Origin of the sequence: Shewanella pneumatophori, from assembly GCF_023283895.1 — a bacterium.
GTDB classification, from domain to species: Bacteria; Pseudomonadota; Gammaproteobacteria; order Enterobacterales; family Shewanellaceae; genus Shewanella; species Shewanella pneumatophori.
On sequence record NZ_JAKILB010000006.1, the window covers coordinates 39,592 to 65,925 of the forward strand.

At 43.0% G+C, this 26,334-nt stretch carries 25 protein-coding genes; 18 read left to right on the forward strand and 7 right to left on the reverse strand.

The window, feature by feature from the left end; translation table 11 throughout:
• Positions 1 to 7: 7 nt before the first annotated feature.
• Positions 8 to 892 carry a 1,4-dihydroxy-2-naphthoate polyprenyltransferase gene (locus tag L2740_RS10780; RefSeq protein ID WP_248950188.1) on the reverse strand — a complete coding sequence of 295 codons (885 nt, stop codon included), beginning with the start codon at positions 890 to 892 and terminating at the stop codon, positions 8 to 10.
• 331 nt (positions 893 to 1,223) lie between these two features.
• Between L2740_RS10780 and L2740_RS10785 the strand changes: the two genes are divergently transcribed.
• The 7 genes from L2740_RS10785 to ompW all read left to right on the forward strand — a co-directional run bounded on the left by L2740_RS10785 (position 1,224) and on the right by ompW (position 7,210).
• The gene (locus tag L2740_RS10785; RefSeq protein ID WP_248950190.1) at positions 1,224 to 2,159 is read left to right on the forward strand and encodes an SDR family NAD(P)-dependent oxidoreductase; all 936 of its coding nucleotides are present in this window, start codon (positions 1,224 to 1,226) and stop codon (positions 2,157 to 2,159) included.
• Between the two features lie 223 nt (positions 2,160 to 2,382).
• On the forward strand, positions 2,383 to 3,249 hold the full coding sequence (tesB, locus tag L2740_RS10790; RefSeq protein WP_248950191.1) for an acyl-CoA thioesterase II: 867 nt from the start codon (positions 2,383 to 2,385) through the stop codon (positions 3,247 to 3,249).
• A gap of 54 nt (positions 3,250 to 3,303) precedes the next feature.
• Positions 3,304 to 3,702 carry a YbaY family lipoprotein gene (locus tag L2740_RS10795; RefSeq protein WP_248950192.1) on the forward strand — a complete coding sequence of 133 codons (399 nt, stop codon included), beginning with the start codon at positions 3,304 to 3,306 and terminating at the stop codon, positions 3,700 to 3,702.
• A 146-nt stretch (positions 3,703 to 3,848) separates the two neighbouring features.
• The gene (locus L2740_RS10800; protein ID WP_248950193.1) at positions 3,849 to 4,499 is read left to right on the forward strand and encodes a nucleotidyltransferase family protein; all 651 of its coding nucleotides are present in this window, start codon (positions 3,849 to 3,851) and stop codon (positions 4,497 to 4,499) included.
• A 105-nt stretch (positions 4,500 to 4,604) separates the two neighbouring features.
• Positions 4,605 to 5,327 carry a hypothetical protein gene (locus L2740_RS10805; protein WP_248950194.1) on the forward strand — a complete coding sequence of 241 codons (723 nt, stop codon included), beginning with the start codon at positions 4,605 to 4,607 and terminating at the stop codon, positions 5,325 to 5,327.
• Between the two features lie 455 nt (positions 5,328 to 5,782).
• Entirely contained in the window at positions 5,783 to 6,106 is a 324-nt protein-coding gene (locus tag L2740_RS10810; protein ID WP_248950195.1) for a hypothetical protein, read from the forward strand.
• Between the two features lie 456 nt (positions 6,107 to 6,562).
• Positions 6,563 to 7,210, forward strand: a complete 648-nt coding sequence (gene ompW / locus L2740_RS10815; RefSeq protein ID WP_248950197.1) for an outer membrane protein OmpW — start codon at positions 6,563 to 6,565, stop codon at positions 7,208 to 7,210.
• An 88-nt stretch (positions 7,211 to 7,298) separates the two neighbouring features.
• Here the strand turns inward: ompW and L2740_RS10820 are convergent, their stop codons facing one another.
• Positions 7,299 to 8,072, reverse strand: a complete 774-nt coding sequence (locus L2740_RS10820; RefSeq protein ID WP_248950198.1) for an SDR family NAD(P)-dependent oxidoreductase — start codon at positions 8,070 to 8,072, stop codon at positions 7,299 to 7,301.
• Positions 8,073 to 8,348: 276 nt separating this feature from the next.
• On the opposite strand from L2740_RS10820, the gene L2740_RS10825 reads away from it, so the two are divergent.
• Together L2740_RS10825 and metA are read left to right on the forward strand one after the other, a co-directional pair.
• Positions 8,349 to 8,750 carry a YbaY family lipoprotein gene (locus L2740_RS10825; protein ID WP_028768146.1) on the forward strand — a complete coding sequence of 134 codons (402 nt, stop codon included), beginning with the start codon at positions 8,349 to 8,351 and terminating at the stop codon, positions 8,748 to 8,750.
• A gap of 74 nt (positions 8,751 to 8,824) precedes the next feature.
• Entirely contained in the window at positions 8,825 to 9,763 is a 939-nt protein-coding gene (gene metA, locus L2740_RS10830; RefSeq protein ID WP_248950199.1) for a homoserine O-acetyltransferase MetA, read from the forward strand.
• A 76-nt stretch (positions 9,764 to 9,839) separates the two neighbouring features.
• Here the strand turns inward: metA and L2740_RS10835 are convergent, their stop codons facing one another.
• The 5 genes from L2740_RS10835 to L2740_RS10855 all read right to left on the reverse strand — a co-directional run bounded on the left by L2740_RS10835 (position 9,840) and on the right by L2740_RS10855 (position 15,294).
• Positions 9,840 to 10,739: a hypothetical protein gene (locus tag L2740_RS10835; RefSeq protein WP_248950200.1), complete on the reverse strand. Its 900-nt coding sequence runs from the start codon at positions 10,737 to 10,739 to the stop codon at positions 9,840 to 9,842.
• The gene (locus L2740_RS10840; RefSeq protein WP_248950201.1) at positions 10,726 to 13,170 is read right to left on the reverse strand and encodes a fimbria/pilus outer membrane usher protein; all 2,445 of its coding nucleotides are present in this window, start codon (positions 13,168 to 13,170) and stop codon (positions 10,726 to 10,728) included. Before L2740_RS10840 ends, L2740_RS10835 begins: the two co-directional genes overlap by 14 nt.
• Positions 13,167 to 13,859, reverse strand: a complete 693-nt coding sequence (locus tag L2740_RS10845; RefSeq protein ID WP_248950202.1) for a fimbria/pilus periplasmic chaperone — start codon at positions 13,857 to 13,859, stop codon at positions 13,167 to 13,169. Before L2740_RS10845 ends, L2740_RS10840 begins: the two co-directional genes overlap by 4 nt.
• 52 nt (positions 13,860 to 13,911) lie before the next feature.
• On the reverse strand, positions 13,912 to 14,439 hold the full coding sequence (locus L2740_RS10850) for a hypothetical protein (protein WP_028768151.1): 528 nt from the start codon (positions 14,437 to 14,439) through the stop codon (positions 13,912 to 13,914).
• Between the two features lie 156 nt (positions 14,440 to 14,595).
• Entirely contained in the window at positions 14,596 to 15,294 is a 699-nt protein-coding gene (locus L2740_RS10855) for a helix-turn-helix transcriptional regulator (protein WP_248950203.1), read from the reverse strand.
• Positions 15,295 to 15,711: 417 nt separating this feature from the next.
• On the opposite strand from L2740_RS10855, the gene L2740_RS10860 reads away from it, so the two are divergent.
• The 9 genes from L2740_RS10860 to L2740_RS10900 all read left to right on the forward strand — a co-directional run bounded on the left by L2740_RS10860 (position 15,712) and on the right by L2740_RS10900 (position 26,313).
• On the forward strand, positions 15,712 to 16,902 hold the full coding sequence (locus tag L2740_RS10860) for an acetyl-CoA C-acyltransferase (RefSeq protein ID WP_248950205.1): 1,191 nt from the start codon (positions 15,712 to 15,714) through the stop codon (positions 16,900 to 16,902).
• A 180-nt stretch (positions 16,903 to 17,082) separates the two neighbouring features.
• Positions 17,083 to 18,582 carry a CoA-acylating methylmalonate-semialdehyde dehydrogenase gene (locus tag L2740_RS10865; RefSeq protein WP_248950206.1) on the forward strand — a complete coding sequence of 500 codons (1,500 nt, stop codon included), beginning with the start codon at positions 17,083 to 17,085 and terminating at the stop codon, positions 18,580 to 18,582.
• A 260-nt stretch (positions 18,583 to 18,842) separates the two neighbouring features.
• Positions 18,843 to 20,000 (forward strand): acyl-CoA dehydrogenase family protein, encoded by a 1,158-nt coding sequence (locus L2740_RS10870; RefSeq protein WP_248950208.1) that lies wholly within the window; start codon positions 18,843 to 18,845, stop codon positions 19,998 to 20,000.
• Between the two features lie 95 nt (positions 20,001 to 20,095).
• Positions 20,096 to 20,884: an enoyl-CoA hydratase gene (locus tag L2740_RS10875; protein WP_248950209.1), complete on the forward strand. Its 789-nt coding sequence runs from the start codon at positions 20,096 to 20,098 to the stop codon at positions 20,882 to 20,884.
• Positions 20,884 to 22,053 carry an enoyl-CoA hydratase/isomerase family protein gene (locus L2740_RS10880; protein ID WP_248950210.1) on the forward strand — a complete coding sequence of 390 codons (1,170 nt, stop codon included), beginning with the start codon at positions 20,884 to 20,886 and terminating at the stop codon, positions 22,051 to 22,053. Before L2740_RS10875 ends, L2740_RS10880 begins: the two co-directional genes overlap by 1 nt.
• Positions 22,054 to 22,174: 121 nt before the next feature.
• The gene (gene mmsB, locus L2740_RS10885; RefSeq protein WP_248950211.1) at positions 22,175 to 23,083 is read left to right on the forward strand and encodes a 3-hydroxyisobutyrate dehydrogenase; all 909 of its coding nucleotides are present in this window, start codon (positions 22,175 to 22,177) and stop codon (positions 23,081 to 23,083) included.
• Between the two features lie 11 nt (positions 23,084 to 23,094).
• On the forward strand, positions 23,095 to 23,853 hold the full coding sequence (locus L2740_RS10890; protein ID WP_248469469.1) for an SDR family oxidoreductase: 759 nt from the start codon (positions 23,095 to 23,097) through the stop codon (positions 23,851 to 23,853).
• A gap of 127 nt (positions 23,854 to 23,980) precedes the next feature.
• A complete protein-coding gene (locus L2740_RS10895) occupies positions 23,981 to 24,211 on the forward strand; it encodes a hypothetical protein (protein WP_248469468.1) in 231 nt (76 codons plus the stop codon).
• Between the two features lie 68 nt (positions 24,212 to 24,279).
• Positions 24,280 to 26,313, forward strand: a complete 2,034-nt coding sequence (locus tag L2740_RS10900; protein WP_248950213.1) for a S9 family peptidase — start codon at positions 24,280 to 24,282, stop codon at positions 26,311 to 26,313.
• Positions 26,314 to 26,334: the final 21 nt, after the last annotated feature.

Here is a 26,334-nt window from a genome sequence, read left to right on the forward strand (position 1 = left end):
ACATTGGCTAGCCAATCAAAATATCAATCAGTAAACCGGCACTAAATAGCGCGCTAAATATCATGGTTAATTTTGCAGTGCGGCCCAGTAATGGATTTAATGCTGCGCCTGTCACTTCATTAAAATCACGACTTAGATTTCTCGCCATAATAAATGCAAGGCCAGCTAACAGTACTGGTAAGCCCGGCAATGCGCCCATAAAGAAACCAGCAATAATGATAGCGAACGGCAAAAATACGAAGCTCTGGTAGAAAATACGTGATTGCTCAAGTCCCATTCTTACCGCTAAGGTCTTTTTACCAGCTTTGATGTCTGTTTCCATATCACGGGTGTTGTTAACCAGCATAATGGCCGCATTTAAAAAGCCAATAGCAGAGCCTAGTAGCCAGGCACTTGTGGCGGTTTCTCCTGCTTGTAGAAAATAACTTCCTACAACCGCAACCAGACCAAAAAATACAAACGCGGCTACTTCACCTAATCCATGAGAGGCAAGTGGGTAAGGGCCGCCGCTATATCCTAGGGCACCGAGTATCGCTGCTGCCGCTAAAAAGGCTATCACAATACCGCCGTGGTAAATCAAAAATGAGCCAACGATTAATGCTAATACCAAACATAGAACCATCGCATTACGCACCGCCGTTGGGCTTAACATGCCACTTTGGGTTACGCGCACAGGACCGAGGCGTTCTTCGGTATCTACGCCGCTTTTAAAGTCGAAGTAGTCATTGGCTAAATTTACTGCGATTTGTAATAGCAGTGCACATAACATCGAGATCACTGCAATGAACATGCTGAACTGCTCCTGTTGTAGTGCGAGCACATTACCAACCAGCAGTGGTCCAATCGCCGCAGGCAAGGTGCGTGGGCGTATGGCAAGTATCCAAGGATTCATGGTTTATATTTACTTACAGAGGTTTACGTCAAAGAAGGATGACATAAAGATAAAAAGAATTGCCTATAGCATAGCAAATTTAACAACTTCTAAAAAGTGGATTTTGCTGCTGAAAAAGTGTCCAGCTTAACAATTTGCTTAGCGTGAATTATTTTTCATTATTATGGTTTAATAAATTTGACCTAGCGCACATTGATAGGCAGTAGTGTATGCAATATTGCACCTGTAAGTTTTTAGTCAATATAATTTCACCATTTACTTAGTCATAGGGCTGTGCGTTTTTTGCACCGTCACCATTCATCAAACAAGGTTTGTTTAGAGGTCAAGCACTATGCGTTTTGAGGGACAGGTCGCCATAGTTACCGGTGCTGCATCAGGCTTAGGAAGAGCTTATGCCATTGCCTTAGCTGAGCGCGGAGCAAGAGTGGTACTCGTTGATAACGAGGTCGCTAAAACAGAGGATGTTAGTTGCAAGCCTATAATTGATCTTTCGCCGGGATCTGGGCTGAAATCTTGTTGTGATGCCATTAAATCGATCGGTGGTGAATGTCAGCCATTTAGCTTAGATGTCACTTGCTCACAAGATATTGGCAGTATGGTCGATTGCGTGATTGAGCGCTGGGGCAGGGTAGATATTCTAATAAACAATGCAGGCGTTCATCGCCCATGTGCGTTTGAGCAGATGAGTGAAGTCAGTTGGAAGCATCAATTGGATGTCGATCTTAATGGGACTTTTTATATGACCAAAGCAGTTTGGCCATATATGACGCGCCAAGGTTATGGTCGCATAGTGATGAGCGGTGCAAGCTCTGTGTATGGTGATATGCATGAAACCAGCTTTAGCGCCAGCAAAATGGCGGTGATAGGTCTTGTTAATAGCTTACACCTAGAAGGCGAAGAGCATGGTATAGCGGTGAATAGTATTATTCCTCATGCGGTAACCGGTATGACTGCGGCTCATCTCGCACCATCGGTAAGACCGCTGTTTTCTAAAACCACAGTTACAGCAACTATGCTGTATTTATGCAGTTCTAAAAGCCCTTCTGGGCAGCATTTACTGGCGGCAGCAGGTGGCATAAGTCACGCTGCAATGGTCGAGTTTTCACCAAGCCGATTTAAAGCTGAAGAGTGTACACCTGAAGTGATTACAGAGCGGTGGGGCGAAATTTATAAAGCTAAGCCTATTACGGTACATCGTAGCGGTGAAGCGCAGGTTTTAGCTTGGGCCAAAGCCTCGGCTGAAAAACGTCATATTACGCTTGAATAACATAAGCACTGGTAATTAACTTCAGCTCTTTATTTTAATGAAGTGCAAGCAGAGTTAAGTATGTTGAACATAGCTTGTTGAACCATCGCCAATATTTAGCCTGCTTAAAATGAATTCATAAGCTCTACATTACGACAGCACTCAAGCTTCAGGGTTTAAAGCTAGCGGCAGCAGCTGCTCTTGAGTTAAGCTTATTGCATATTTAGTTGAGTGTTAGGTTGCAATGAGCCAGGTATTAGATGATTTACTCGCGTTACTTTCTTTAGAACAAATAGAAGAAGGTTTGTTTCGTGGTCAAAGCCAAGATTTGGGTTTTGGCCATGTTTTTGGTGGCCAAGTTATGGGGCAGGCGTTAAGTGCTGCCAAGCAAACGGTTAGCCCTGATCGTAAAGTGCATTCATTACACTCTTATTTTTTACGTGCTGGCGATGAAAAATTACCTATTGTCTATGACGTAGAGATAATGCGCGATGGCGGCAGTTTTAGTGCACGTAGGGTTAAAGCTATTCAAAAAGGCCGGCCTATTTTTTATATGACCTGTTCGTTTCAAACAGCTGAAGAAGGTTATGAACATCAAGCGGTCATGCCAGATGTGCCGGGACCTGAAGGCCTGTTAAACCAACAGGAACTTGCGATGACACTAAGAGATAAAGTGCCATCAAAAGTACTTGAAAAGTTTATGGCAGATACGCCAATTGAAATGCGGTTGGTAAATCCAAGCGATCCTATCGCGCCTAAGCCAAGTGAACCAGTTAGACATGTTTGGATCCGCGCGAACGGTCAAGTGCCAGATAACTTGTGTGTTCATGACTATCTACTTGCTTACGCGTCAGATTTTAACTTTCTAGTGACCGCTGCTCAGCCACATGGTGTATCGTTTTTAACTCCGGGTATGCGCATGGCAACCATTGATCATGCAATGTGGTTTCATCGACCGTTCGACTTCAGCCAGTGGCTGCTCTATAGCATAGAAAGCCCAAATGCTAGCGGTGGCCGTGGGTTTGTTAAAGGCCAGTTTTTCAATCAACAAGGCGAGCTAGTTGCTTCTGCAACACAAGAAGGTCTTATCAGAATGACTAAGAAAGACTAGCACTTGTTTGGTGTGAACAATATAAAATTAATGTGGCAACAAAGGATCAAAGTAATGATTTCAATGATGAAAAAAAGCGTAGTGCTGTTATGTTTAATAGTACTAACAGCTTGTGTCACCGTGGAAGAAAAACCACCTGTTGTGGTTAATGGCGCGGCTGGTTACCTAGAAAGATTAGCCTTACCTCAAGGAAGCGCTATTACCATCGCGATTATCGATTTGGATACACCAGGTATGATTATTGCGCAAAAAAGCTTTGATATTGTAAGAGCGCCGGTGCCGTTTAAGTTTTTATTACCGGCCGATAGTATTGATAGCAGCGTAAATTACGGTGTGGTGGCGATGATCCAATATCAAGGACAAGTGATCTTCCAGACTTATGATCGTTTCCCTGTGATTAACAACGACAAGTACACGACTGAAGTATTGATGAAGGCTGTACCTGCGCCTTAACTTGATTTTTGTTATTACAGCTATCCTTGATTAGATACAAGCATCAAGGTAAATAACTTAGGAGCTTAGGCTCCTTTTTTATTATCAAGCTAGGCTTTGATTACTTTTATCGGTTGCTGAACGAGTTGAATTAACGAGGCGATACAATGGGCGATATTACTGGCGCCGTAGCACTTAACCAAATGCAGCTAGATGAATATGATTTTCAAAAGCTCATCATCAAATGGTTACTTGAAGATGAGCAGCGATGTCATGCTCTGCTTGCGGCTCAACAAATGCAGCTAAATGATTGGATGTTAGCGGCGGGGTTTGTCCGTAACTTAGTGTGGGATAAATTACATGGCCTGCAAACACCGTTGAATGATATTGATCTTATCTATTTTGATTTAAGTGATTTATCAATTGAACGTGACAAAGCGATCGAAGCGCAATTAAAACGTATCGCGCCTATGTTTCCATGGTCAGTAAAGAACCAAGCCAGAATGCATCTACGTAATGAGCATCAGCCATATCGCTCAAGCCTTGATGCCATGAGTTATTGGCCTGAAAAGCAAACCGCGGTTGCTGTCAGTAGCCAATTTAGTCGTCTTTCGGCAAGCGGTTTTGGCTCCGGTTCTGAATCGGAATCAGTCTCTTCACCTGAGTTGATTTTGCACAGCAATTTTGGGTTGAGCTGTTTATTCGATTTTTCGCTTCAGCAAAACCCCAAAGCTTGCCGCTCTTTGTTTAAGCAGCGTGTAAAAAATAAGCGCTGGTTGCAAACCTACCCAAAGCTGCGAGATAATGACAACTGGTGAACTTATGAGCGCTTGATGCTCGTTGTTGGTTTGCTTACAGGCTGTTTTAGCTTGCGACTACCAATGGTTCTAAATTTGTACTTGTTGTAAATGGTGGCCCAATTAATGGAACCTTATCTTGATGCGATTAAAGAGATTAAAGAGTTAGCAAACGCAGAAGAGATCCATCGGGTTGACGATGTATCAATATACTTAGAGCGTTTTACCGAGCTTGATTTAATTGCTACTGGGATCTATGCCGAAGTATATGAAATGCCCGGTGAGCCAGATAAAGTCGTTAAGTTGTGTAACAGCAAAATTGATGGCTACTACCTATTTGCACGCTGGTGCATGCGCCCTGAAAATCAAGATAACCCCCACGTTCCCACCATACATAGAGAAGATACAGTCGAGCTCAGTAGCGGCAGAGTGGTACGCTTTTATGTGATGGAGCGACTAGAAGATATTAGTGATGACGGCACCGAGCCGACCCGTCCGAGCCATTTTCATGATTATGATTTTGGTAAGTTGTGGGGAACATTACGAACTATGACCTTGCCGTTTGCCGATCCTAAAAAGCCTTTTAACGACCAAGTACAAACAGCCGATGAGTTTGTTGAACAGATCCAAGAGCCAAGGTCGCATTTCTATATGAGTACTGATGAGCGCAAACCTGTAGTGATAGACGATCAAATTATTGATGATCATGAAGAGCTACTTAAAACGCTATTTGATGTGCTTAGCTTTGTAGATGAACACGGTGTGATGGATTTGCACGGTGGCAATTATATGCTTCGAGGCGATACCATAGTGATTACAGACCCTATCTCTCACAAATACCCAAGTTGAGCTGGAGTCGTTTCTGTTTAGATTGGTTAGGCCTGGAAATGTTTTAGTATTTAGTGACATGGAGTTACATTGAAAAGGATATTTATGAAAACAAATTTATTGTCGTCATCGAAAGAATACTTTATTGGTTCGGCAATCATGCTTCTAGGTATAGTCTATAACCTGATTGAAAAGGATCTATTTGGAGCAGTCGCATTTTCTCTGTTTTTCATAGTCTTTTTAAGCGTAGCGATTGCTAAGCGTAGAAGCAGTTAAGCCTAGAAATAGCTAAGCGCAAAAGCAGTTAACGCGGGTAAGCGCCACAATATCTGGGGATTTCTCCAAGCAAGGCTAATTAAAGTCCGGCGACAAGAGCTGTGGGCGATTGATTTATCATCGCAGCTAATTTTAGCAAAGGCAGTTTTTATAACGTCAGTCTCGTACTGATTCGTATTATTTAATGTAGTAGGTCTAACTTGATTAATTTACTGGTGTTTAGCGCATTAGCGGTTTTCTACTTTTGGTCAAAAGAAAGTGAAATATCACCGATAGAAGCCTTTGTTGCTTTAGGATTTTACGGCATTTATATTCTGGTTTATCTGTTTATGCCACCTTTTGCTACAGCAACCTCAAGTAAAATGGGCCTGCTCTATGGCTTAGTTCCTGCGGTATCAGTCTGCGCAGTATTGTTCCCTCACTTTAATCAGCAATCTCCAGAAATAGTCACTCGCTGCCTCGGTTGGGCTGGGCTCGTTCTAGTATTTATTATCTTAATGAGTTTTAAGTTATTTGTGTGGTGATTAGCCACATTAAAGTTGCATTTCCCGCTTTCAATTTTCCTTTTTACTGTTATCTAGTTGATTTCAATACCGCCACTTTAGATTTATCTTTATTCCATCAGAGTGATTCAACTCATCATACTCGCGCTACTCATGCCACTTACGCCCCCCACTGACTCCTTTAGTTACTTTATGGCTCCTACTTAGTTTTGTTGTTTTTTTGTTGCAATGTGAGCAGTCAGGGTTTGGGTGTTTGTTGAGCAATGCGTGCAAAAGTCACAAAACGCATATTGCTAACAGTATTGTGGTCGATGTTTTTGTGATCGAGATCGGTTAAATATATATCAAAGTGGGTATCTGTGGGTGAAGTTGATTTGGATCAATTTTTAGTGCTGCTTAATCTGTCAGGATGCACGCAAATGTAAGGATATTGATAAATAACGCGCTATATCGTGTTGTAAATTATGGAGTATTATAATGAGAAAAAGTATCGTTTCAGGTCTAGTTGCTACAGCGCTTTTAACTGCAGGCTTCACATCTTCTGTGTTAGCCCACCAAGCTGGTGACATTATCGTTCGTGCTGGTGCAGTTGTTGTTGCTCCAAATGAGTCTAGTCCAGTTGTTGCTGAAATAGCTGAGTTTGGTGTAAACGATAATACCCAGTTAGGTCTAAACTTTGGTTATATGATCACTGATAACATTGGTATTGAGTTATTAGCAGCAACACCGTTTACTCACGATGTATCGTTAGGCTCACTAGGCAAGATAGCTGAAACTAAGCACCTACCACCAACGTTAGTTGCTCAGTATTACTTTGGCGATGCGAATTCAAAACTACGTCCTTACATTGGCGCTGGTGTTAACTTTACTAACTTCTTTGATAATGAGTTTACTCAAGAAGCTAAAGAATTAGGTTTATCAGAGCTAAGCATGTCTAATTCATGGGGCGTTGCTGCTCAAGTTGGTTTAGATTATAAAATTAACGACAGTTGGTTAGTTAATGCTTCTGTTTGGTATGCAAAGATCAGCACTGACGTTAAGTTTAACTTAGGTGATGCTCCGCAAAATGTTGAAACTGATATCGACCCATGGGTTTACATGGTGAGTGTTGGTTACACGTTCTAATTTGCGTTAAGTTGGACATATCCCACCCATGAAAAAGGAGCCGTTTGGCTCCTTTTTACATTCAAGCTATACATTTTTTGATTTAGCTTTACTTAGATTCTTTCTTAGCTGCGCGTTCTGCTTTTTTCTGCTCTTTGGTTTTCCAATGCCGAGTATTGTAAACAAACTCAGGAAGCCCTTTAGTTAGCCATGCTACTAAACGCCAACGCTTAGTTACATAGGCTTTGCGCTTTCCAGCCTTCATTGCCTTGATGACTTGGCTTGCGACAACATTAGGTGGCGAGAGCCATAAACGATTTTGCTGCATAGCCGCTTTATCTAGCATACCTAACTGGATATCAGTGATGGTGATTGGCAATTTCAAGCGCTGGGCATGCATGCTCAAACCTTCTAGGTAGTTTTGAGCATAGGCTTTTGAGGCATGGTAGGCAACACTTGGGCCACCACGCAGACCAGCAATAGAGTTTATTGCTGCGAGTTGGCCATAACCTTGCTCACGAAATAGCCTAAAGGCCGTATTGCAAATTACCGAGAAGCCTTGCACATTAACTGTGATGATATCTTGTTCAGGTTGCCAAGGCAGTTCAGGATCATAATGGGTAAGACCGGTATTGACCAAAACGAGATGGGCACCACCTAAAGATTGCCAAACGGCATTTAGGCTGGCTATTACAGCTTGCGGGTCGTCAATTTGCAGTGGAAAAACCTGTGCCTTAGTTGGCAATGATTGACTAAACTCGGTAAGCGATTGTGGATCTTGTGCTAATAGCGCCAGTTCAACGCCGTCTTCTGCAAGTTGTTTTGCAATTTCACGGCTAAGTAATGAGCTAGCGCCCACAATTATTGCAGTTGCTTGTGTCATATGGGTATTCGACTTCGAATAGGTAACTTATCATAGAAAGATATGTGTATTAGAACAAGATTAATTGTCGTTTGCTGTGACACGGATTGTGAGAATGGATGATGCGCGTCCATAACCACGTAAGTTAAACCGGTTTACGTATATTTATCTGATTGTTGTAACTCAATATAGTGGTCAAATAACTTGTTACTTACTATTTGATCGTTAACTAATATAAAATTCAAGTTCGGACATATAGACTTCTAGAAGTCTTGATGTATTATTAGGAGCATAAAAATGAAACAGTGGTTTAAACCTTTCTTATCTTTAGCGGTTGTAGCAGGCATTTTAACGGGTTGTGCAACACCTAATGCAGTGGTGGAGATCCATGGTGAGGTTTGGTACAAGGAGCGCATGATGCTACCTGAAGATGCAGTTATTACTGTGCAAGTTCAGGATGTTTCTTTAGCTGATGCACCTGCCGAAGTTATTGCAGAGTTTGAACGTAACGATGTCAGTACACCTGTTCCGTTTCAATTTTTAATTAATAGAGATCAATTTGAACCTGGGCATACCTACAACATAGGTGCGCGCATTACTTATAACGGCGAATTGATGTTTATTAATACCCAAGCTTACCGAATTGATTTGGACTCCATTGAGCCTATGTCAGTTCTAGTGCAGAAGGTGGCGCGCTAACTAAGAGCTAAACTTTAGCAACTCTCGGTGCGTCTCTTTCTGGTTGGTCACTCAAATTAGTAAAGAGGCGCGATATGCCGGTTAAAATTCCTGACAATCTTCCAGCGGCTGGGATCTTAGAGTCTGAGAACATCTTTGTGATGTCAGAAACTCGAGCTGCAAATCAAGATATTCGTCCAATGAAGGTATTAATACTGAATTTAATGCCAAATAAGATTGAAACCGAAACCCAGCTTCTGCGCCTTTTAGGTAACACTCCTTTGCAAGTTGATGTCGACTTACTGCGCATCCACGATAAAGCATCTAAACATGTCTCGATTGATCATATGAACAACTTTTATCGTGATTTTGAGCAAGTGCGCCACAAAAACTACGATGGTTTAATTATTACTGGTGCGCCACTAGGCCAAGTTGAATTTGAAGATGTGTCTTATTGGGATCATATTCGCGAGATTATTGATTGGTCACAGCAACACGTTACTTCGGTGCTGTTCTTGTGTTGGGCAGCGCACGCGGCGCTGTTTCATCTATATGGGTTAAATCGCAAATTACTATCAAGTAAACGTTCAGGGGTATTTAACCACAAACGAACCACTAAACATTATCCGTTACTTCGTGGCTTTGATGATGAATTTTTTGCACCACATTCACGTTTCGCTGAGATGGATGTGGAATTACTGCGAGCTCACCCTGAGCTGCAAGTGTTAACTGAGTCTGATACTGCTGGCGCTTATATGGTGCTGAGCAAAAGTAATCGAAATTTGTTTGTGATGGGGCATCCTGAATATCAAAAGTCGACGTTAAAAGATGAATATTTACGTGATTTAGCCCAAGGGCTTAAGCCTGAGATCCCTGAAAATTATTTTAGTGATAATGACCCTGAAAAGTCACCAATTGCTCGATGGCACAGTCATGGCAGCCTATTAGTCAGTAACTGGTTAAATTATTATGTCTATCAGTTAACACCTTACAACCTTGATGACATGAGCGCTATTACGCCATGGGAGTCGTAAGATTGTGAGACGCTACCATGTTAAATAAATGCCAATAATGAACTTTTAATTATTGGCATTGAGTAATAAATAGGCTTTATTTAGCAAATAGGTTAATGGTAATAATGTCTTCATATAAGCCCGCTCGAGCAAAAGGCATAGGTGAGTTTTCGAAGTATATTGCCATTTTCTGCCCATCTAAAAGACGGTTACTGATACTGAACTCTGCCTCATTGATTAAGCTTACCTGTTGACCAAGAAACAATACCTGATATGGAACTTTGTTTTGTTTATTTTTTAGGTTAACTAAGCTGCCTTTATTTGATGACGACATTGATATATCAACATAACTATTACTTTCGATAAAAAGCGGGAGCTCTTTACGGTTTTTTTGAGTTAAATTACCCAAGTCAATTCTAATCGAGGTACCAGTTGGAGGAAGCCAACTGTCGTTTGTATTGCTTATTTTGGCGCGAACATACGGAGCGACTTGATAATTAAAAGAATAGTTGTTTGTCGCTATGACACTATTAGCATCACTTTTGAGTTCGATATCCAATATGCCTCGATATGCACCTGGATAAAAGGTGCCTCCATGAGGAATGTATGCCCATAAGTTTATTTTCCGCTGCCCTAAAACCGGTAGGATATAATCGCTTCTACCGGTTTGTGTTAGTGGCTGGCGTAACTTATTTTTGAGTTCATATCGATGTTGTGACGTGCTCCCTTTGAGCAATGGCTCTCCTCCCGTTGGTTGTCTAATCACAATCTCTTTTGCGCAAGCAGATAATTGCCTGTCGAGATAAATATTACCTGGGATCCATATGCCTTTTTGGCCCTTGCTTTCTGCTATTGCTGACTGAGTTTTTAACTCAACCTGCCAAACACCGTTACATGAGTCTCGCTCTTTTTGAGACTGTGAATAAGCAAGGCTAGTAAAGCTAAGGTAAGATATCGCCAGCATTAAGATCGTATTATTGAAGCTACATATTTTCATTACAGTTCTCCTTAATACATGAGATATAGAGCGTACCCAGATCGATTAAGTGGCTATTGTTCTGGGTAATCGTAAGTGTCTTGGATTTATATTTTTGACTCGAAATTTTAATCTCATACTTACCTGGTTCGATGCCTTGAATATAAAAACGGCCAGACTTATTGGTAAAAAACGCTAACGTGAAATCCTTACTAGTAATAGTGCCTTGCAAATAGCTAATAGGTTCACCATTACTTGTTTGTAACACGCCTTTTGCAGTGTATGAGCGATTGGAGCCAATCATAAAAACGTGGCCAGTAGCTGCGCCGGGAGATATTGTCAGTCGACTTTCTCCCCAGTCATATCCGATAGGGGCATTAGGTACATTTAAATCAATTGTGTTCGTAATATAAGCTACATCGAGTGGCAATAATGCGCCTATATTCGATGTGCCAGAGGCTTCATATTGCTGGTTTTGATCGACACCTAAAAGAATCTCCTGCTCTGACAGTGATGGATGGAGTTTAGAAATAACAAAAGGCCCTTCTTTCGATCGTCCCCAGCCTATATGTCCATCAACTATGCCTATTGCGGTGTTGCCTCTTATTGATGCTGTGTAACTTGCTTCGTTATTGGTTTTGCTATTGTTATTTCGTTCAACTTCGAGCTCAACTCTAAGGCGATTTGCAGTGTAATCAAATTGAGCGTTCTGGCTATCTCGTCCATCTTCATATTCTAGTTGTGCTCGATAGCCAAGACTGCCGACTCGGTCATTATTGGTTTTACTTGCCTCAAGGCGAGCGTATTGGTTAGCGCTATTGTAGTTAGCGGCAAGGTTTAGCCTGTTTTGAGTATTTGAGCGCCGCCAGTCAATAGTGAAAAAGTACTCTACTTCGTCATTGTCATCGTTGTAAGCCGCGGCATCGTTATAGGTGACCCCTGAGCCTAGAGTCCAATCACCTGAACGCCAATTAATGGTCATTGAGAGGTTACTTTGGGCTGTATCGTGAGTGTCTTTGTAATAGGAGCCCGATATTGTTGTGTCCCATGCATTATTTATTACCCAGACATAGTTGGCTAAATAGCGCTCATAAGAGGTGGGTAAAACTTCAATATCCCAAGGTGATGAAGTAAATGAGTCTGCAAAATCGGCACTTACTCTGAGATTGGGAGTGTTATTAGAGTTGCCGGCAACAGTGCTTTCAAATGTAAATGACACGACACTACCAATACCAGTGTCATCTAAATTACTTAATGAAACACGGCTAGATAGGTTGCCCCAAGAAGTTCCGAGAGTGGCTGTTGCTCCAAGTATTTGTCCATATTGCGCTATCGCGCCATTAACGCCAAGAGTTAGCCATGACGATACACCATATTCGGCAAAACCCATTACGGTCCACGTATCTAAATAATCTACGCCATTTTCGGCATAGATAGATGGGGCTCCAGCGCTTAACCCAAAATTGAGCATATCTTCATTTAGCAGTTTGCTATTATAAAATTGACTGAATACAAAACGTTCAGATTTTCCAGAAAGATAGGTAACATCGACGATGATGTCATTGGCTCCGTTGGTCATTGGAAGGTTGTTAAGATTAAAACGGCCAGCTTCTTGTCTACCACTAAAAATTAGCTGACCATTGACAGTTATTTCAACTTCAGCGCTTTCTTTAAGAATTAATTCTTGATTGTTATTAGGCCCAATAACACGATCGGGTTGTAGTTCTGCATAATTACTTGATACTGAAAGTCCCCCCATACTGATCCCTGACAAATGACCAGCGACATTAGTACCAGAGCCAACATCCCCTATCGAGAGTCTGAAGGGCATATTAGGTTTATCGTAAAAAGCGACCCATTCTCCACGTAAGAAGTTGTTCGTTTCATCTGTGACTTCTATATGGTTTGCTAACGAGAGGTTCACTCCCGTTGCACCGCCAAAGTTCATTTGAGCTAACCAATCAATGCTCGAAAAATGGCTATTGTCCCTTGCTTCCCAATTTTGAGAGTGGTTAAAATTGATACTGTTGAGCCAGCTGAAAGAACCACTTTTTGAGGGAATAAATGAGCTAAATGGATCACTGAAGTCTACGTCATATAAACCAAAAGCTTCGGGCTTAACGCTAAGGTCTAAAGATAAAGTAGATGGATTAAAAGTGATATCTAACCCTTTTTGGGCTAATGCTTTAAGGGAGATCATATCGTTGCTATCTTGGCTTGCCGCTAAAATACTCTGCCAAACTTCATCGGTGATCTTTGGGCCAAGTAAAGATTTTAGTGAGTGGTATGAAACTGAATCAACTACAGTTCCATCTAAGTTGACTGCTATATCACCAAGAACTCTTCCATCAATTTCTAGCGGCAATGACAAGCTCATTGCTTGGGTAGGTAAGGGCAGTAGCAATGTCAGCAGTAAACTGATCCATAAGGGTAAAGCTGGAATACTCGTCACCAGATTTCCTTTATTTCCACCTTTACTTGTCTATCTTGTGGCGATAGCAAAGTGTTCATCGCTATACTTATCGACTCACCTGGGACTAGATATTGTTGACTTAGTAGATGTTGAATATCCTGCCATTTCCAGTGGTAAGTCTGATGTTCACTTGTAACCGTAAAAGATAGCTGCGGTATAATCACCACTCCATTACCATCGTTAGCAAGTTCCATAGCAACTGGTACATTATTTTTGTAAGTGATATTCGCTGACATTAAATTGGTGACATTGTCCGGAGATACAAAGGCTAATGCACCGATTTGGAACAACATCTTGATACTGCTTTGAGCGACATCGTCTTTGATTGGGAGTTGGCTAAATATCACTCTATATGATTGAGAACGAGAAACATCGTCGCCAATGTACTTAACCTTAATCATTTGCGTACTACTCGGTGGAACAAGTACTTGAGGTGGAAAAATAAAAAAATCCTCGGTATCAATCAATTTCTCTGTATTGCTATCTGATACCTGTCTTTGCTTAACAAAGACCTCTAATGGCAATGGTTGATTTGTTGTATTGTTTATTTGAAACGATTGCTCAGTTTTGCTGCCTTGAGCGGAGAAAAAGCTCACCATAGGAAATAGTTCAAAAGCTTGAACCAATGGGGATAACAACGAAATAAATAGAAATATGAATGCTCGCATAAGTCCTCAAACGGGGCCATAAGGCCCCGGAATGATTGAACACCTTGGTTATTTATCTTGGATAAAGTGCAACATACATTGATGTTTTGTATTCGCCGGCCTTTTCCCAACCGTTAATAACAGGTTTAATCGTCAGTGTATTGTTCGCACTTAAATAACCTTCAGTGCTGTTGCTGACGTCCATCCCCACCTCAATTGCATGGCTATTACTTGCATTGTTTTCTGAATCAATTGTTCCTGAAGTTCCATTAAATGAGACTTCAAGGGGAATAACATCGACACCGTTGCTATTTTTAAACGCTTGTGCGCCAACAACTAATGTACCTTTGGCATTATCGTTATTGCACCATGCTTGGAACTTAAACTCACTCGCGGCTTCATAGGGAGTTTTTACATCTAACTCAATGGATTGATCTTGCGTTGAATACATGTAGCAACGCTGCGGGATCTCTCCAGTTAAGTTGACATTAAATTGACTTGCGCCATCTGGATGTTCATCAGGGTTGCTAGACCAGTTATTTGCTGCTGCACCAGCTGAAAAAAGCAAAGCAACCACAACACTACTGATTAACGTTTTCATTTTATTCACCTTAGAGGTTTGGTTTGGACAATTTGAGTGTATCTATAAAGAGGTATGGTTTGTTATCGTCCATAGGGATGGTTAGGCGCTATAAAAAGAACTAATTTGGAACTAGTTTAAGGGAGAGGAAAAGTTGATTGAAAGAATGTTTAGTGGCTAAGCGCGTTGAAAGCAGATGTTTGCTGCCGCTGCACTTTGTGCACTGCTGTTTTCTGACTCCATTAATAAGCTATTTATCTGTGAGCGACTGCGCTTGCCGGTTTTCAGCAATATACTGGAAACATGGCATTTGACGGTGCAGAGGCTTAAATGAAGTTGGTTGGCAATTTCCTTGTTGCTACTGCCATTTAAAAGATGGAAAAAAACTTGCTTCTCTCTACAAGAAAGTAAGTACTTATCACCTAATTGATTTAAAGAATGCTGACTGGTTTCTGATGAATTAACCAAGACTTTTAGTGCTAGTGACATCGCATCTCGACTAAACCATAACTGCTTATTTTCGATTGTGCGTAATGCTCTAATAAGCATTTCTAGTGTGAGTTCAGTGGTAATTAAACCTGAAAAACCTTTTGAAATAATCTCTGCGACATTCGCTTCGTCAATGTGAGTCGCATTAACTAATAGCCATTGCCCACCGCGTTGAATTGGAGGTATGCCATTTACAGCATTAGTGGCAAAAGTCGCGTTATCAAGGATCACAATTGTGTCTGACGTTAATTGGAAAAGGTTTTCGGTATTCTGTTGTTGAATAATTTTTTGAGTGTCAAATCTGCTGGCTAAAATAGCCGCTACAACAGCTTTCCATGTGTCATTGGTTGATACGATATATATACATTGTTCGTTTTGAACGCTCATCTTTCATTCCTTGAATTAACCCTATTTAGGCTAGCGTGCATTAAGTCATGTTGTGATAAATAAATCCTTGACGCTGCTCACCATTATGCTTTTTAGCTACCTTCCTTAGGCTATTTTGCTAACAAAGATTGTAATTGGCTTGCTTGAGCGGGTCTGAATTATTCAAATATTCTTGGCGCAACTTGTTTGTAAATATTAAGTGACAACCCTTACTCATGCTTAGGTATAAAATTGACCAATCAGCACTTGCTTTACGTTCGCGTAAACGTCAGAGTGGTAAATATTGAGCAAGATCACATTTATATTAGCTAGAGAATATTCTCAGAACAGCTCAACAACTAAAGCCTTGTACCCCAATGTTTACGTGGTTTTAGAGCAGTTTAAGTAAAGGTTAACTAGCGTATACACGGAGTAATTATGAGTTCAGTTCAGTTAGATCAAGATATTGTTATTGTTGCAGCCAAGCGTACGCCTATGGGTGGGTTCCAAGGTGCACTATCAAGTGTGGCATCACCAAAACTTGCCGCTACAGCAATCAAAGGTCTGATGCAGCAGAGTGGTTTAGCTGGTGAGCAGGTTGATGAAGTTTTGATGGGTTGTGTGCTTCCCGCAGGTCTTGGTCAAGCGCCAGCGCGTCAAGCAACGCTAGGCGCAGAACTACCATTATCAGTTGGCGCAACCACAGTGAATAAAGTTTGTGGTTCAGGTATGAAAACCGTCATGCTCGCTCATGATTTAATCAAAGCAGGCAGCGCAAATGTTGTCGTTGCTGGTGGTATGGAGAGCATGAGCCAAGCGCCTTATTTACTGGATAAAGCTCGCGGTGGCATGCGTATGGGTCACGGTAAAGTGCTCGATCATATGTTCCTTGATGGCCTTGAAGATGCCTATACTGGTGGCGCTATGGGGACTTTTGCGCAAAACACCGCAGATGACTTTAAGCTTACACGTGAGCAGATGGACAGCTTTGCATTAAACTCACTTGAAAAAGCAAATTCAGCAATTAATTCAGGTGCTTTTAGCGATGAAATTACTCCCGTTACTGTTGCTAATCGTCGCGGCGATGTTGTGGTTGATACCGACGAGCAACCAGGTAATGCTCGCCCGGATAAAATCCCAACACTGCGCCCTGCATTTGCTAAAGACGGCACAATAACAGCGGCAAACTCAAGCTCAATTTCAGATGGTGCTGCAGCATTAATGCTAATGACTCGCAGTCAGGCAAATGAGTTAGGGCTTGATGTATTAGCCACGATTAAAGGCCATAGCACTCATGCTCAAGAACCTTCAATGTTTACCACCGCGCCAGTTGGCGCCATGAGCAAGTTACTCGATAAAGTGAACTGGACTAAAGAAGAAGTGGATCTGTATGAGATCAACGAAGCCTTTGCCATGGTCACTATGTTGGCAATTTCTGAGCTTGGACTCGATGCCGAAAAAGTCAATGTTAACGGCGGCGCTTGCGCCTTAGGTCACCCAATTGGTTGCTCGGGAGCACGTTTATTAGTGACCCTTATTTATGCTCTCAAAGCACGTGGGCTTAAGCGCGGTGTAGCATCACTTTGTATTGGTGGCGGTGAAGCGACAGCGATGGCGATTGAACTGTAAATCGCGCTAAAGCGAGTGTTAGTAAGGCTGATATCAACAATTAGCAGTAACAAACAACAATCACAATCAACAAGACCGGACCCGTTCAGAGCTAAGGCAATTATAGCCACATAATAAAAGGCCAAACGGGTTCATCATTTTGCAAACGTCAGTAACGACATTGCCAAAGTAGGAAGCGATATGACAACTCAAGTGAAGCATTACATCAACGGAGAATGGGTACTGGGCCAAGGCGACAAGCAAATAGCCGTAACCAACCCAGCAAACAACGAAACCATTGCCGTTGTTAATGCAGCAAACGATGCCGAAGTACTCAGCGCCATTGCTAGCGCTAAAACTGCTTTTCAAAGTTGGAAAGAAGTGCCTGTTTCAGAGCGTGCAAGGGTTATGCTTAAGTATCAACACCTGCTGAAAGAGCATCATGACGAAATTGCTACTATTCTTGCGCAAGAAACTGGTAAAACATTTGATGATGCAAAAGGTGATGTTTGGCGTGGTATTGAAGTTGCTGAGCACGCATGCAATATCGCTTCGATGATGATGGGCGAAACCGTTGAAAACGTAGCGCGCTCAATCGATACCTATAGTTACACCCAACCACTTGGTGTATGTGCTGGTATCACTCCATTTAACTTCCCTGCGATGATCCCACTTTGGATGTTCCCACTGGCAATTGCCTGCGGTAATACATTCGTCCTTAAGCCATCAGAGCAAGATCCTATGACCCCCCAGCGCTTGATTGAGCTGTTTGAAGAGGCTGGTGCGCCAAAAGGTGTGGTGCAGCTGGTTCATGGTGATAAAACGGCAGTGGATATCTTACTGACTCATCCTGATATTAAAGCCATCTCATTTGTCGGTTCGGTGAATGTTGGCCAATACATCTACAAAACGGGTACAGATAACCTTAAGCGTGTGCAAGCTTTTGCTGGTGCTAAAAACCACTGCGTGATTATGCCAGATGCAAACAAACAGCAAGTGATTAATAACTTAGTCGGGGCATCGGTAGGCGCGGCAGGTCAGCGCTGTATGGCGCTGTCAGTTGCGGTATTTGTTGGCGCGGCTAAAGAGTGGATCCCAGAGCTTAAAGAAGCGATTGCCAAAGTTAAGCCAGGTCTGTGGGACGATAAAAACGCTGCTTATGGCCCAGTGATTAGCCCTGCAGCTAAACAGCGTGTAGTGAGCCTAATTGCCCAAGGTAAGCAAGAGGGCGCTGATTGCTTACTCGATGGTACTGATTTTACTGTTGAAGGTTATGAGTCAGGTAACTGGGTTGGCCCAACCATGTTCGACAAAGTCACCACTGATATGAGCATCTATAAAGAAGAGATTTTTGGTCCAGTACTTTGCTGCATGAATGCTGAAACCTTAGAAGATGCAATTGCGATTGTGAACGATAGCCCATACGGCAACGGTACCTCAATCTTTACCGCTAGCGGCGCCGCAGCGCGTAAATACCAGCATGAGATTGAAGTGGGTCAGGTGGGTATTAATGTGCCTATTCCTGTGCCATTACCTTTCTTCTCGTTCACTGGTTGGAAAGGCAGTTTCTATGGTGACCAGCATGCTTATGGTAAGCAAGCGGTGCGTTTTTACACTGAAACCAAAACGATTACCGCTCGCTGGTTCGAGTCTGATATTGCTGTAGCGTCTGCGCCAAATATGACGATTGATCTTAAGTAATTGCAAAGTTGCCACTCTTTACGTGTGGCAACTCTGCTTATAATTTTAAATTAAAGCTATAACAAGCAGCTACAGCGAGCGAATACAAAGCTTTGTTAAAAGCTCGCATGTAAAAAGGCTTTATAAAAAGAGCTTAAATAAAAACAGTTAATAACGAATAGAGGTCTGTGCAGCCAGATAAAGGCGCGTAATAAAAAGGCCCTACGCCTAGCAGCAAATACACTGTTAAGGCATTAGACAGAACAAATAGGAGTACCCAGATGGATTTCAACCTCAATGAAGACCAACGTCAATTCGCCGACTTAGCCCAGCAATTTGCCGCTGAAGAGCTGGCACCATTTGCAGCTAAATGGGATGAAGAACATTACTTTCCAAAGGATGTCATTCAAAAAGCCGGTGAGCTTGGTTTTTGCTCGTTATATTCGCCAGAGTCTGAGGGCGGAATGGGGCTGTCTCGTTTAGATTCATCGATTATTTTTGAGCAGCTATCCATGGGCTGTACCGCTACAACCGCGATGTTAACTATCCATAATATGGCAACGTGGATGATCACTAGCTTTGGTTCAGAAGTATTACGCCAAGAGTGGTCAGAGTCATTAACCACAGGTGAAAAGCTTGCCTCATATTGCTTAACTGAACCTGGCGCGGGTAGTGACGCTGCATCACTGCAAACTAAAGCGGTACGTGACGGTGATGAGTACGTGATTTCTGGCTCTAAAGTGTTTATTTCAGGTGCGGGCGCAACCGAAATGTTAGTGGTTATGTGCCGCACTGGTGAAGCAGGGCCAAAGGGTATTTCAGCCATTGCAGTACCTGCTGATGCAGAAGGGGTCATTTACGGTAAAGCGGAAGATAAGATGGGCTGGAACGCTCAACCTACTCGTCAAATCACCTTTGAAAATGTTCGTGTGCCGGTGGCATATCTACTGGGTGAAGAAGGTCAAGGTTTTACTTTTGCCATGAAAGGCCTTGATGGTGGCCGCATTAATATCGCGACCTGCTCAATTGGTACTGCGCAAGCTGCACTTGAGCGCGCGACAGAATATATGAATGAGCGCAAGCAATTCGGGAAACCGTTAGCAGCCTTTCAGGCGCTGCAATTTAAACTTGCTGACATGGCAACTGAGCTGGTCGCTGCGCGTCAATTGGTACGTTTAGCAGCATTTAAGTTAGATGTTCAAGACCCTGAAGCGACCGCCTATTGCGCTATGGCTAAACGCTTTGCTACCGATATTGGTTTTAAGGTCTGTGATCAAGCCCTGCAGATCCACGGCGGTTACGGCTACATTCGTGAATACCCATTAGAGCGCCATATGCGTGATGTACGAGTGCACCAAATTTTAGAGGGAACTAACGAAATCATGCGCTTAATTATTTCGCGTCGTTTGTTAGATGAAAACGCAGGCGCGATTTTATAAGGCTTAATTTAAGCGATTAGCGTAAATGCAAAGTATGCGGCTAGGTTATATCGCTAGCCGACTAAGTAGATTTCAGTTTTGTATAGGGAGTTAGCATGTCAAACCAACAACAGTCTTTATTAATCGAGCGCATCGTCGGCAATACCGCGGTGATCAGCATGAATAACCCGCCAGCCAATACTTGGACGGCCGAAAGCTTACAGGAGCTAAAACATAAAGTTTTAGCGCTGAATGAAAATAAAGATGTTTACGCTTTAGTGATCACTGGTGAAGGGAATAAGTTTTTTTCAGCTGGCGCAGATTTAAAGCTGTTTGCCGATGGCGATAAGCAAAACGCAGCCGAAATGGCACGCTATTTTGGCGAAGCGTTTGAAACCTTAAGTGCATTCCGTGGTGTTTCAATTGCGGCAATCAATGGTTATGCCATGGGCGGCGGTCTTGAAGTGGCATTAGCTTGTGATTTACGTATTTGTGAGGAGCAAGCACAGCTGGCACTACCTGAGGCAACCGTTGGCTTACTGCCTTGTGCGGGCGGCACTCAAAACCTAACTGCATTAGTCGGCGAAGGTTGGGCAAAACGTATGATTTTATGCGGCGAGCGCATCACTGCAGCAAAAGCAGAGCAAATTGGTCTAGTCGAAGAAGTGGTTGAGCAAGGTAACGCTTTTAATACCGCGATGGATCTTGCTGAGAAAGTGGCAAATCAAAGCCCAAGTAGCGTTAAGGCTTGTAAAACCTTAGTGCAAGCAGGACGCAGTATGCCGCGTTCACAAGCCTTGCCATTAGAGCGCGAACTGTTTGTTGAGCTGTTTGATACTGAAGATCAAGCCGAAGGGGTTAATGCTTTTTTGAACAAGCGCAAAGCTAACTGGAAGAATGGCTAATGAGTGAGCTAAATACGCAAACAAGCAATACGCAAACAAGTAATGAGCAAGTGCTGTTTAGTACGCTAATTACAGATTCAGGTATGCAAGTCGGTGTTGCCACATTAAACATCGAAAAGGCACTGAATGCGCTAAATCTTAACATGGTGCAGGCATTAACAGAGCAGTTAACGGTTTGGCAAAGTGATAGCAATATCGCAGCGATTATACTTGATGGCGCTGGAGAAAAAGCCTTTTGTGCAGGCGGCGATGTGCGGGCAATTCATCAAGCATCTGTAGCCACTCCGGGTGAAGTTACTCAGTCAGCAACTGAGTTTTTTAGCCAAGAGTATCAGCTAGATTATTTGCTACATACATTTGGCAAGCCTGTCATTGTTTGGGGCGACGGTATTGTGATGGGCGGCGGTTTAGGCTTAATGATTGGTGCAAGTCATCGCATTGTTACCGAGCGCTCACGCATTGCTATGCCTGAAGTGACTATCGGTTTGTATCCTGATGTTGGTGGTAGTTATTTCTTAAATCGTATGCCTGGTAAAAGCGGTCTGTTCTTAGGCATGACGGCTTACAACATGTCGGGCAGTGATGCCTTATATGTGGGCATAGGTAATCACTATCTTAATGCTGATGATAAGTCAGCTTTGTTCAAGCAACTGACATTATTGCCTTGGGGCGCTAGCCAAAATGCAAACCATCAACTGCTTAGTGACATGTTAAGTACCATGAGTGCGGCATGTGCGACTCTAGCTTCTGACAGCGTACTTGAGCAAAATCAACCATTAATAGATGAGTTGATGACTGGTTCACTCAATGAGGTGTTAGTCAATGTCAGTCAAATTGAGCCAAGCACGTTAGAAGCCAAGCCTTGGTTAGCTAAAGCGTTAAAGACCATGCAAGCTGGCAGTCCGGTTAGCTTGAACTTAGTGTATTTACAATCACACCTAAGCCGTGAACTTAGTCTTGCAGAGTGCTTTAAATTAGAACTTGGTTTAAGCGTTAACTGCTGCGCTAAAGCTGATTTTACTGAGGGCGTGCGCGCCTTACTTATCGACAAAGACCGCAACCCTAAGTGGCAATTTAGCGATGTCGCATCAATTCCTGAAGGCTTTGCGCAATCGTTAATGCAATCGCCTTGGGCTGATGATGCACATCCACTAAAGGATTTGCACTAAGTGATTTACTGGTGGGCTTTAAACTCACCAATAACAGTAAAGCGCTGCGGTGAGTGGTATTGGCCGCGATTAGAGAACTAAGTAGGGTTCAAACACTCACAAACGACAACCGGAGTGAAACATGAGTACAGTTGCATTTATTGGTTTAGGAAATATGGGCGGGCCGATGGCGGTAAACCTGATTAAAGCGGGTTTTACCGTAAAGGTATTTGATTTAGTACCTGCAGCAATGCAGTCATTGGCGGAGCAAGGCGCACTGACGGCAACAAGTGCCTGCGGCGCTGCGGCAGGGGCTGACATAGTGGTGACTATGTTGCCAGCGGGTAAGCATGTGCGCGGCCTGTATGTCACAGATGACAGTAGTAAAGGCTTAATCGATGTAGTTGCACCGGGCACCTTGTTAATTGATTGCTCAACGATTGATGCCGATAGTGCCCGTTTTGTAGCAAAGCATGCCGCCGATAAAGGCCTAGAGTTTATTGATGCGCCAGTATCGGGCGGTACTGCTGGCGCTGCTGCTGGAACGTTAACTTTTATTTGTGGTGGTAGTGATAACGCATTTGAACAAGCTCAAGGCGCACTTAATGCCATGGGAGGCAATATCTTCCATGCTGGTGGTCCGGGTGCTGGGCAAGTCGCTAAAATATGTAATAATATGCTGCTGTCGGTATTAATGGTTGCCACATCTGAGTCATTACAGATGGGTATCGATCACGGGCTCGACCCGAAAGTGCTGTCTGATATTATGAAAGTCAGCAGCGGTGGCAATTGGACGTTAGATAAATATAATCCCTGTCCAGATGTGATGGAGTCAGTGCCTTCATCAAACGATTACCAAGGTGGCTTTATGGTCGACTTGATGGTGAAGGATTTAGGTTTGTCGCAAGAAGCGGCATTATTATCTAACTCGAGTACACCGATGGGCGCGTTGGCGCGTAGTCTTTATGTTAATCATGCTAAGCAAGGTAATGGTAAGCGTGATTTTTCAAGTATTTTTGAGCAATTTGCTAATTCAGAACAGAATAAATAAAGGGTGATCCAATGGATTTAAAAGATAAGGTTGTTGTTATTACTGGCGGTGCTGGTGGGCTAGGTTACGCGATGGCGGAAAATTTAGCAGCTGCAGGGGCTAAGTTAGCACTTATCGACGTTGACCAAGAGAAGTTGGAAAAAGCCTGTGCAAACATTGGTGCAACTACCGAAGTACAAGGTTACGCGGTTGATATTACTGATGAAGAAGATGTATTTGCTACCTTCCAATATATTAAAGAAGATTTTGGTCAGGTGAATGTGTTGGTAAACAACGCAGGTATTTTACGCGATGGTTTATTGCTTAAAGCCAAAGAAGGCCAAGTGTATGACCGTATGTCATTCGATCAATTCCAGTCAGTAATCAATGTTAACTTAACCGGTTCGTTCCTGTGTGGTCGTGAAGCGGCTGCCGCTATGATTGAAACTGGCCAGCAAGGCGTAATTATCAATATTTCGAGTCTTGCTAAAGCCGGTAACATGGGTCAGTCAAACTACGCAGCGTCTAAAGCGGGCGTGGCAGCAATGAGTGTCGGTTGGGCCAAAGAGCTTGCTCGCTATAACATTCGTAGCGCAGCAGTTGCACCGGGCGTAATTGAAACAGAAATGACTGCCGCAATGAAGCCAGAAGCGCTTGAGCGTTTAGAAAAAATGGTACCAGTAGGACGTTTAGGCCAAGCTGAAGAGATTGCTTCGACTGTACGTTTTATCATTGAAAATGACTATGTTAACGGCCGCGTATTTGAAATTGACGGCGGTATTCGCTTGTAAGCTTTAACACAGTTGTATTGTTAAAAACGGGCAATCGCCCGTTTTTTTATGGCTGATAGCCAGAGTTTGAATATCGACCAAGCTATGGGTCATAATAGTATGATTGTTAAAGGAGTATGGAAGCGAAATGGATAAGCTTGAAAGAGCGACAAAAATAATGATGTTGGTTGTGGGCTGTGTCGGTCTGGTAGTGATCTATTTCGGTTTTTTCTATCTAATGTTTACAGGCAGAAGTACTGCGGCAATTCCTTGGTATATTTTACTTTCGCCTTGGGTTTGCATCTACTTTGGCCTAAGTCGACATAAGCAGATTGGTGTGATCCATTGGTTTGTTAATAAGTGGCGCCGTAAGCCTTAGTCGTGATAATCGTGATAATACTGCCAACAAAATAACACCGCTTTTTAGGGTTGAACCTTAGGTAAAGAATGAGACTGATAATAACGACATTGCTGGCTTTGATTAGCCAGTTTCTGCTAACAGGCTGTGACAATGCTGCTAAAGTGACAGATCTTGAACCTGCAACACCACAGGTTGCTGGTGCTTATGTGGCAGAGTATGGCAGTTGGGCTTCACCTGTGACGCCTGAAGATGTTTATGATCTAGCGGATGATATCAGCGATGTTCGTGCTACAACTCAAGGTATTTATTTTGTCCAAAGTAATGCCAATAACGAGGGCAAGAAAGGCGTATATCGGTTTGATATTGACGGTGGTGTAACCAAAGTTGTGTCATCAAACTTTAATATTCGTAGTCGCGTGCACGAATATGGCGGCGCCCCTTACGCTGCAATCGGCAATAGTTTGTTTGCCACCAAATTCTCAGATCAAATTCTTTATCGTATTGCGCCTAACCAAGCGCCATTTGCGCTAACGCCCAATGGAACTCGCCATGCTGGTTGTATCTCTAACCCTAAAGCGTCGCGACTTATTTGTGTACGCGAAGATCATCGCGGTAAAGGTGAACCCGTTCATAGCCTAGTAGGCATAAACTTAAGTTATGCCGATGAAGGGGAAACCTTAGCTAGCGGCGCCGACTTTTATAGTATGCCGGTGTTGTCACCCGATCAGAGTCAGCTTGCTTGGATTGCATGGAACCATCCAAATATGCCGTGGGATCAAACAGAACTTTGGCTGGCAGATCTTGATGCTAAAGGCGTTATCCAAAATCCACGTAAGATAGAAACTCAACAAAAAGGCTCAATCACTCAACCATTATTTAGCCCTACAGGACAGCTTTACTTTATTGCGGACTTTAATAATTGGTGGAATATCTACCGCCTCGATCCGCAATTAATCCCTGAAATTGTGCTGGAAAAGCAAGCTGACTTTGCAGACGCTGACTGGCAAGTCGGCAAATATAATTATGCTTTTGAAAATGAGCATAGAATGGTCGCCAGTTATAATCACGATGGCTTAGCACAGCTAATACGCATTGATACTCATAGTGGCGTGACCGAACCTATTGCGGTTGATTTTGCTGAAATAAATTATGTCACTCAAAATGGTAACGATGTGCTGTTTGTGGGAGCCAAAGAAACGCCAGAAAAGGGCATTTATAAAATCCAAGGCCGCGCAGCCCAGTTAATTTATGCGCCAAACCTGTCGGTAATGGATCCTAATTTTATTTCTCGCCCTCAAAGCTTAAGCTACCGAACCGGTAATGATGAGACTGCTCATGGTTATCTTTATCCACCTAAGAACCCTAATTATACTGGCCCAACTAATAAAGAGCCGCCATTAGTGCTGATGATGCATCCAGGGCCTACCGCAAAAGCGAGTCGGGCCTTTAGGCGGGATATTCAGTATTGGACTAGCCGTGGTTTTGCCGTCTTTGATGTCAATTATCGTGGCAGTACCGGTTTTGGCCGAGACTACCGTAATAGCTTATATGGTAATTGGGGCAAGTCTGATGTTGAAGATGCCGTACGTGCTGCAGGTTTTCTTGTAAACCGCGGCGATGTTGATGGCCGACAATTGGCGATTAGAGGTAATCGTGCTGGTGGCTTTACTGCATTATCAGCCGTTGCGAATTACAGTACGTTTGGCGCTGGCGTGAGTTACTCAGGGATCAGCGATATGGAAGAGTTTAAACGTCACTCCCATAAATTTGAATCGCACTATTTATTACGTTTGCTCGGTAGTGTTGAAAACTACCGCGAACGTTCAGCAATGGCCAACTTAAAAGGGGTTAATGAGCCATTGTTATTAATTCAAGGGGTCAATGATTCACTGATCCCAGCAGAGCAGTCATTGATCATTTATGAAGCGGTCAAACGAAAAGGAGTGCCAGTAACCTACCTAGCCTTTAGCGATGACGCGGCTAATCGTGTGTCACCTGAAAGCAAAAAACAGGCGCTTGAAGCTGAGCTGTCGTTTTATGGGCAAATATTTGGCTTTACGCCTGCTGGTAGTCTGCCAGCTTTAGCGATTGAAAATATAGAGCACTTACGCAGGCGTTAAGCTTGCACCAGCTGTATAATG

Coding starts and splice junctions, on each gene's coding strand:
- mmsB (WP_248950211.1), top strand. CDS start 22,175: ATGAGTACAGTTGCATTTATTGGTTTAGGAAATATGGGCGGGCCGATG.
- L2740_RS10875 (WP_248950209.1), top strand. CDS start 20,096: ATGTCAAACCAACAACAGTCTTTATTAATCGAGCGCATCGTCGGCAAT.
- L2740_RS10895 (WP_248469468.1), top strand. CDS start 23,981: ATGGATAAGCTTGAAAGAGCGACAAAAATAATGATGTTGGTTGTGGGC.
- L2740_RS10845 (WP_248950202.1), bottom strand. CDS start 13,859: ATGCGAGCATTCATATTTCTATTTATTTCGTTGTTATCCCCATTGGTT.
- L2740_RS10870 (WP_248950208.1), top strand. CDS start 18,843: ATGGATTTCAACCTCAATGAAGACCAACGTCAATTCGCCGACTTAGCC.
- L2740_RS10900 (WP_248950213.1), top strand. CDS start 24,280: ATGAGACTGATAATAACGACATTGCTGGCTTTGATTAGCCAGTTTCTG.
- L2740_RS10855 (WP_248950203.1), bottom strand. CDS start 15,294: ATGAGCGTTCAAAACGAACAATGTATATATATCGTATCAACCAATGAC.
- L2740_RS10820 (WP_248950198.1), bottom strand. CDS start 8,072: ATGACACAAGCAACTGCAATAATTGTGGGCGCTAGCTCATTACTTAGC.
- L2740_RS10795 (WP_248950192.1), top strand. CDS start 3,304: ATGATTTCAATGATGAAAAAAAGCGTAGTGCTGTTATGTTTAATAGTA.
- L2740_RS10825 (WP_028768146.1), top strand. CDS start 8,349: ATGAAACAGTGGTTTAAACCTTTCTTATCTTTAGCGGTTGTAGCAGGC.
- L2740_RS10785 (WP_248950190.1), top strand. CDS start 1,224: ATGCGTTTTGAGGGACAGGTCGCCATAGTTACCGGTGCTGCATCAGGC.
- ompW (WP_248950197.1), top strand. CDS start 6,563: ATGAGAAAAAGTATCGTTTCAGGTCTAGTTGCTACAGCGCTTTTAACT.
- L2740_RS10780 (WP_248950188.1), bottom strand. CDS start 892: ATGAATCCTTGGATACTTGCCATACGCCCACGCACCTTGCCTGCGGCG.
- L2740_RS10835 (WP_248950200.1), bottom strand. CDS start 10,739: ATGAAAATATGTAGCTTCAATAATACGATCTTAATGCTGGCGATATCT.
- L2740_RS10860 (WP_248950205.1), top strand. CDS start 15,712: ATGAGTTCAGTTCAGTTAGATCAAGATATTGTTATTGTTGCAGCCAAG.
- L2740_RS10880 (WP_248950210.1), top strand. CDS start 20,884: ATGAGTGAGCTAAATACGCAAACAAGCAATACGCAAACAAGTAATGAG.
- metA (WP_248950199.1), top strand. CDS start 8,825: ATGCCGGTTAAAATTCCTGACAATCTTCCAGCGGCTGGGATCTTAGAG.
- L2740_RS10800 (WP_248950193.1), top strand. CDS start 3,849: ATGGGCGATATTACTGGCGCCGTAGCACTTAACCAAATGCAGCTAGAT.
- L2740_RS10850 (WP_028768151.1), bottom strand. CDS start 14,439: ATGAAAACGTTAATCAGTAGTGTTGTGGTTGCTTTGCTTTTTTCAGCT.
- L2740_RS10890 (WP_248469469.1), top strand. CDS start 23,095: ATGGATTTAAAAGATAAGGTTGTTGTTATTACTGGCGGTGCTGGTGGG.
- tesB (WP_248950191.1), top strand. CDS start 2,383: ATGAGCCAGGTATTAGATGATTTACTCGCGTTACTTTCTTTAGAACAA.
- L2740_RS10865 (WP_248950206.1), top strand. CDS start 17,083: ATGACAACTCAAGTGAAGCATTACATCAACGGAGAATGGGTACTGGGC.
- L2740_RS10805 (WP_248950194.1), top strand. CDS start 4,605: ATGGAACCTTATCTTGATGCGATTAAAGAGATTAAAGAGTTAGCAAAC.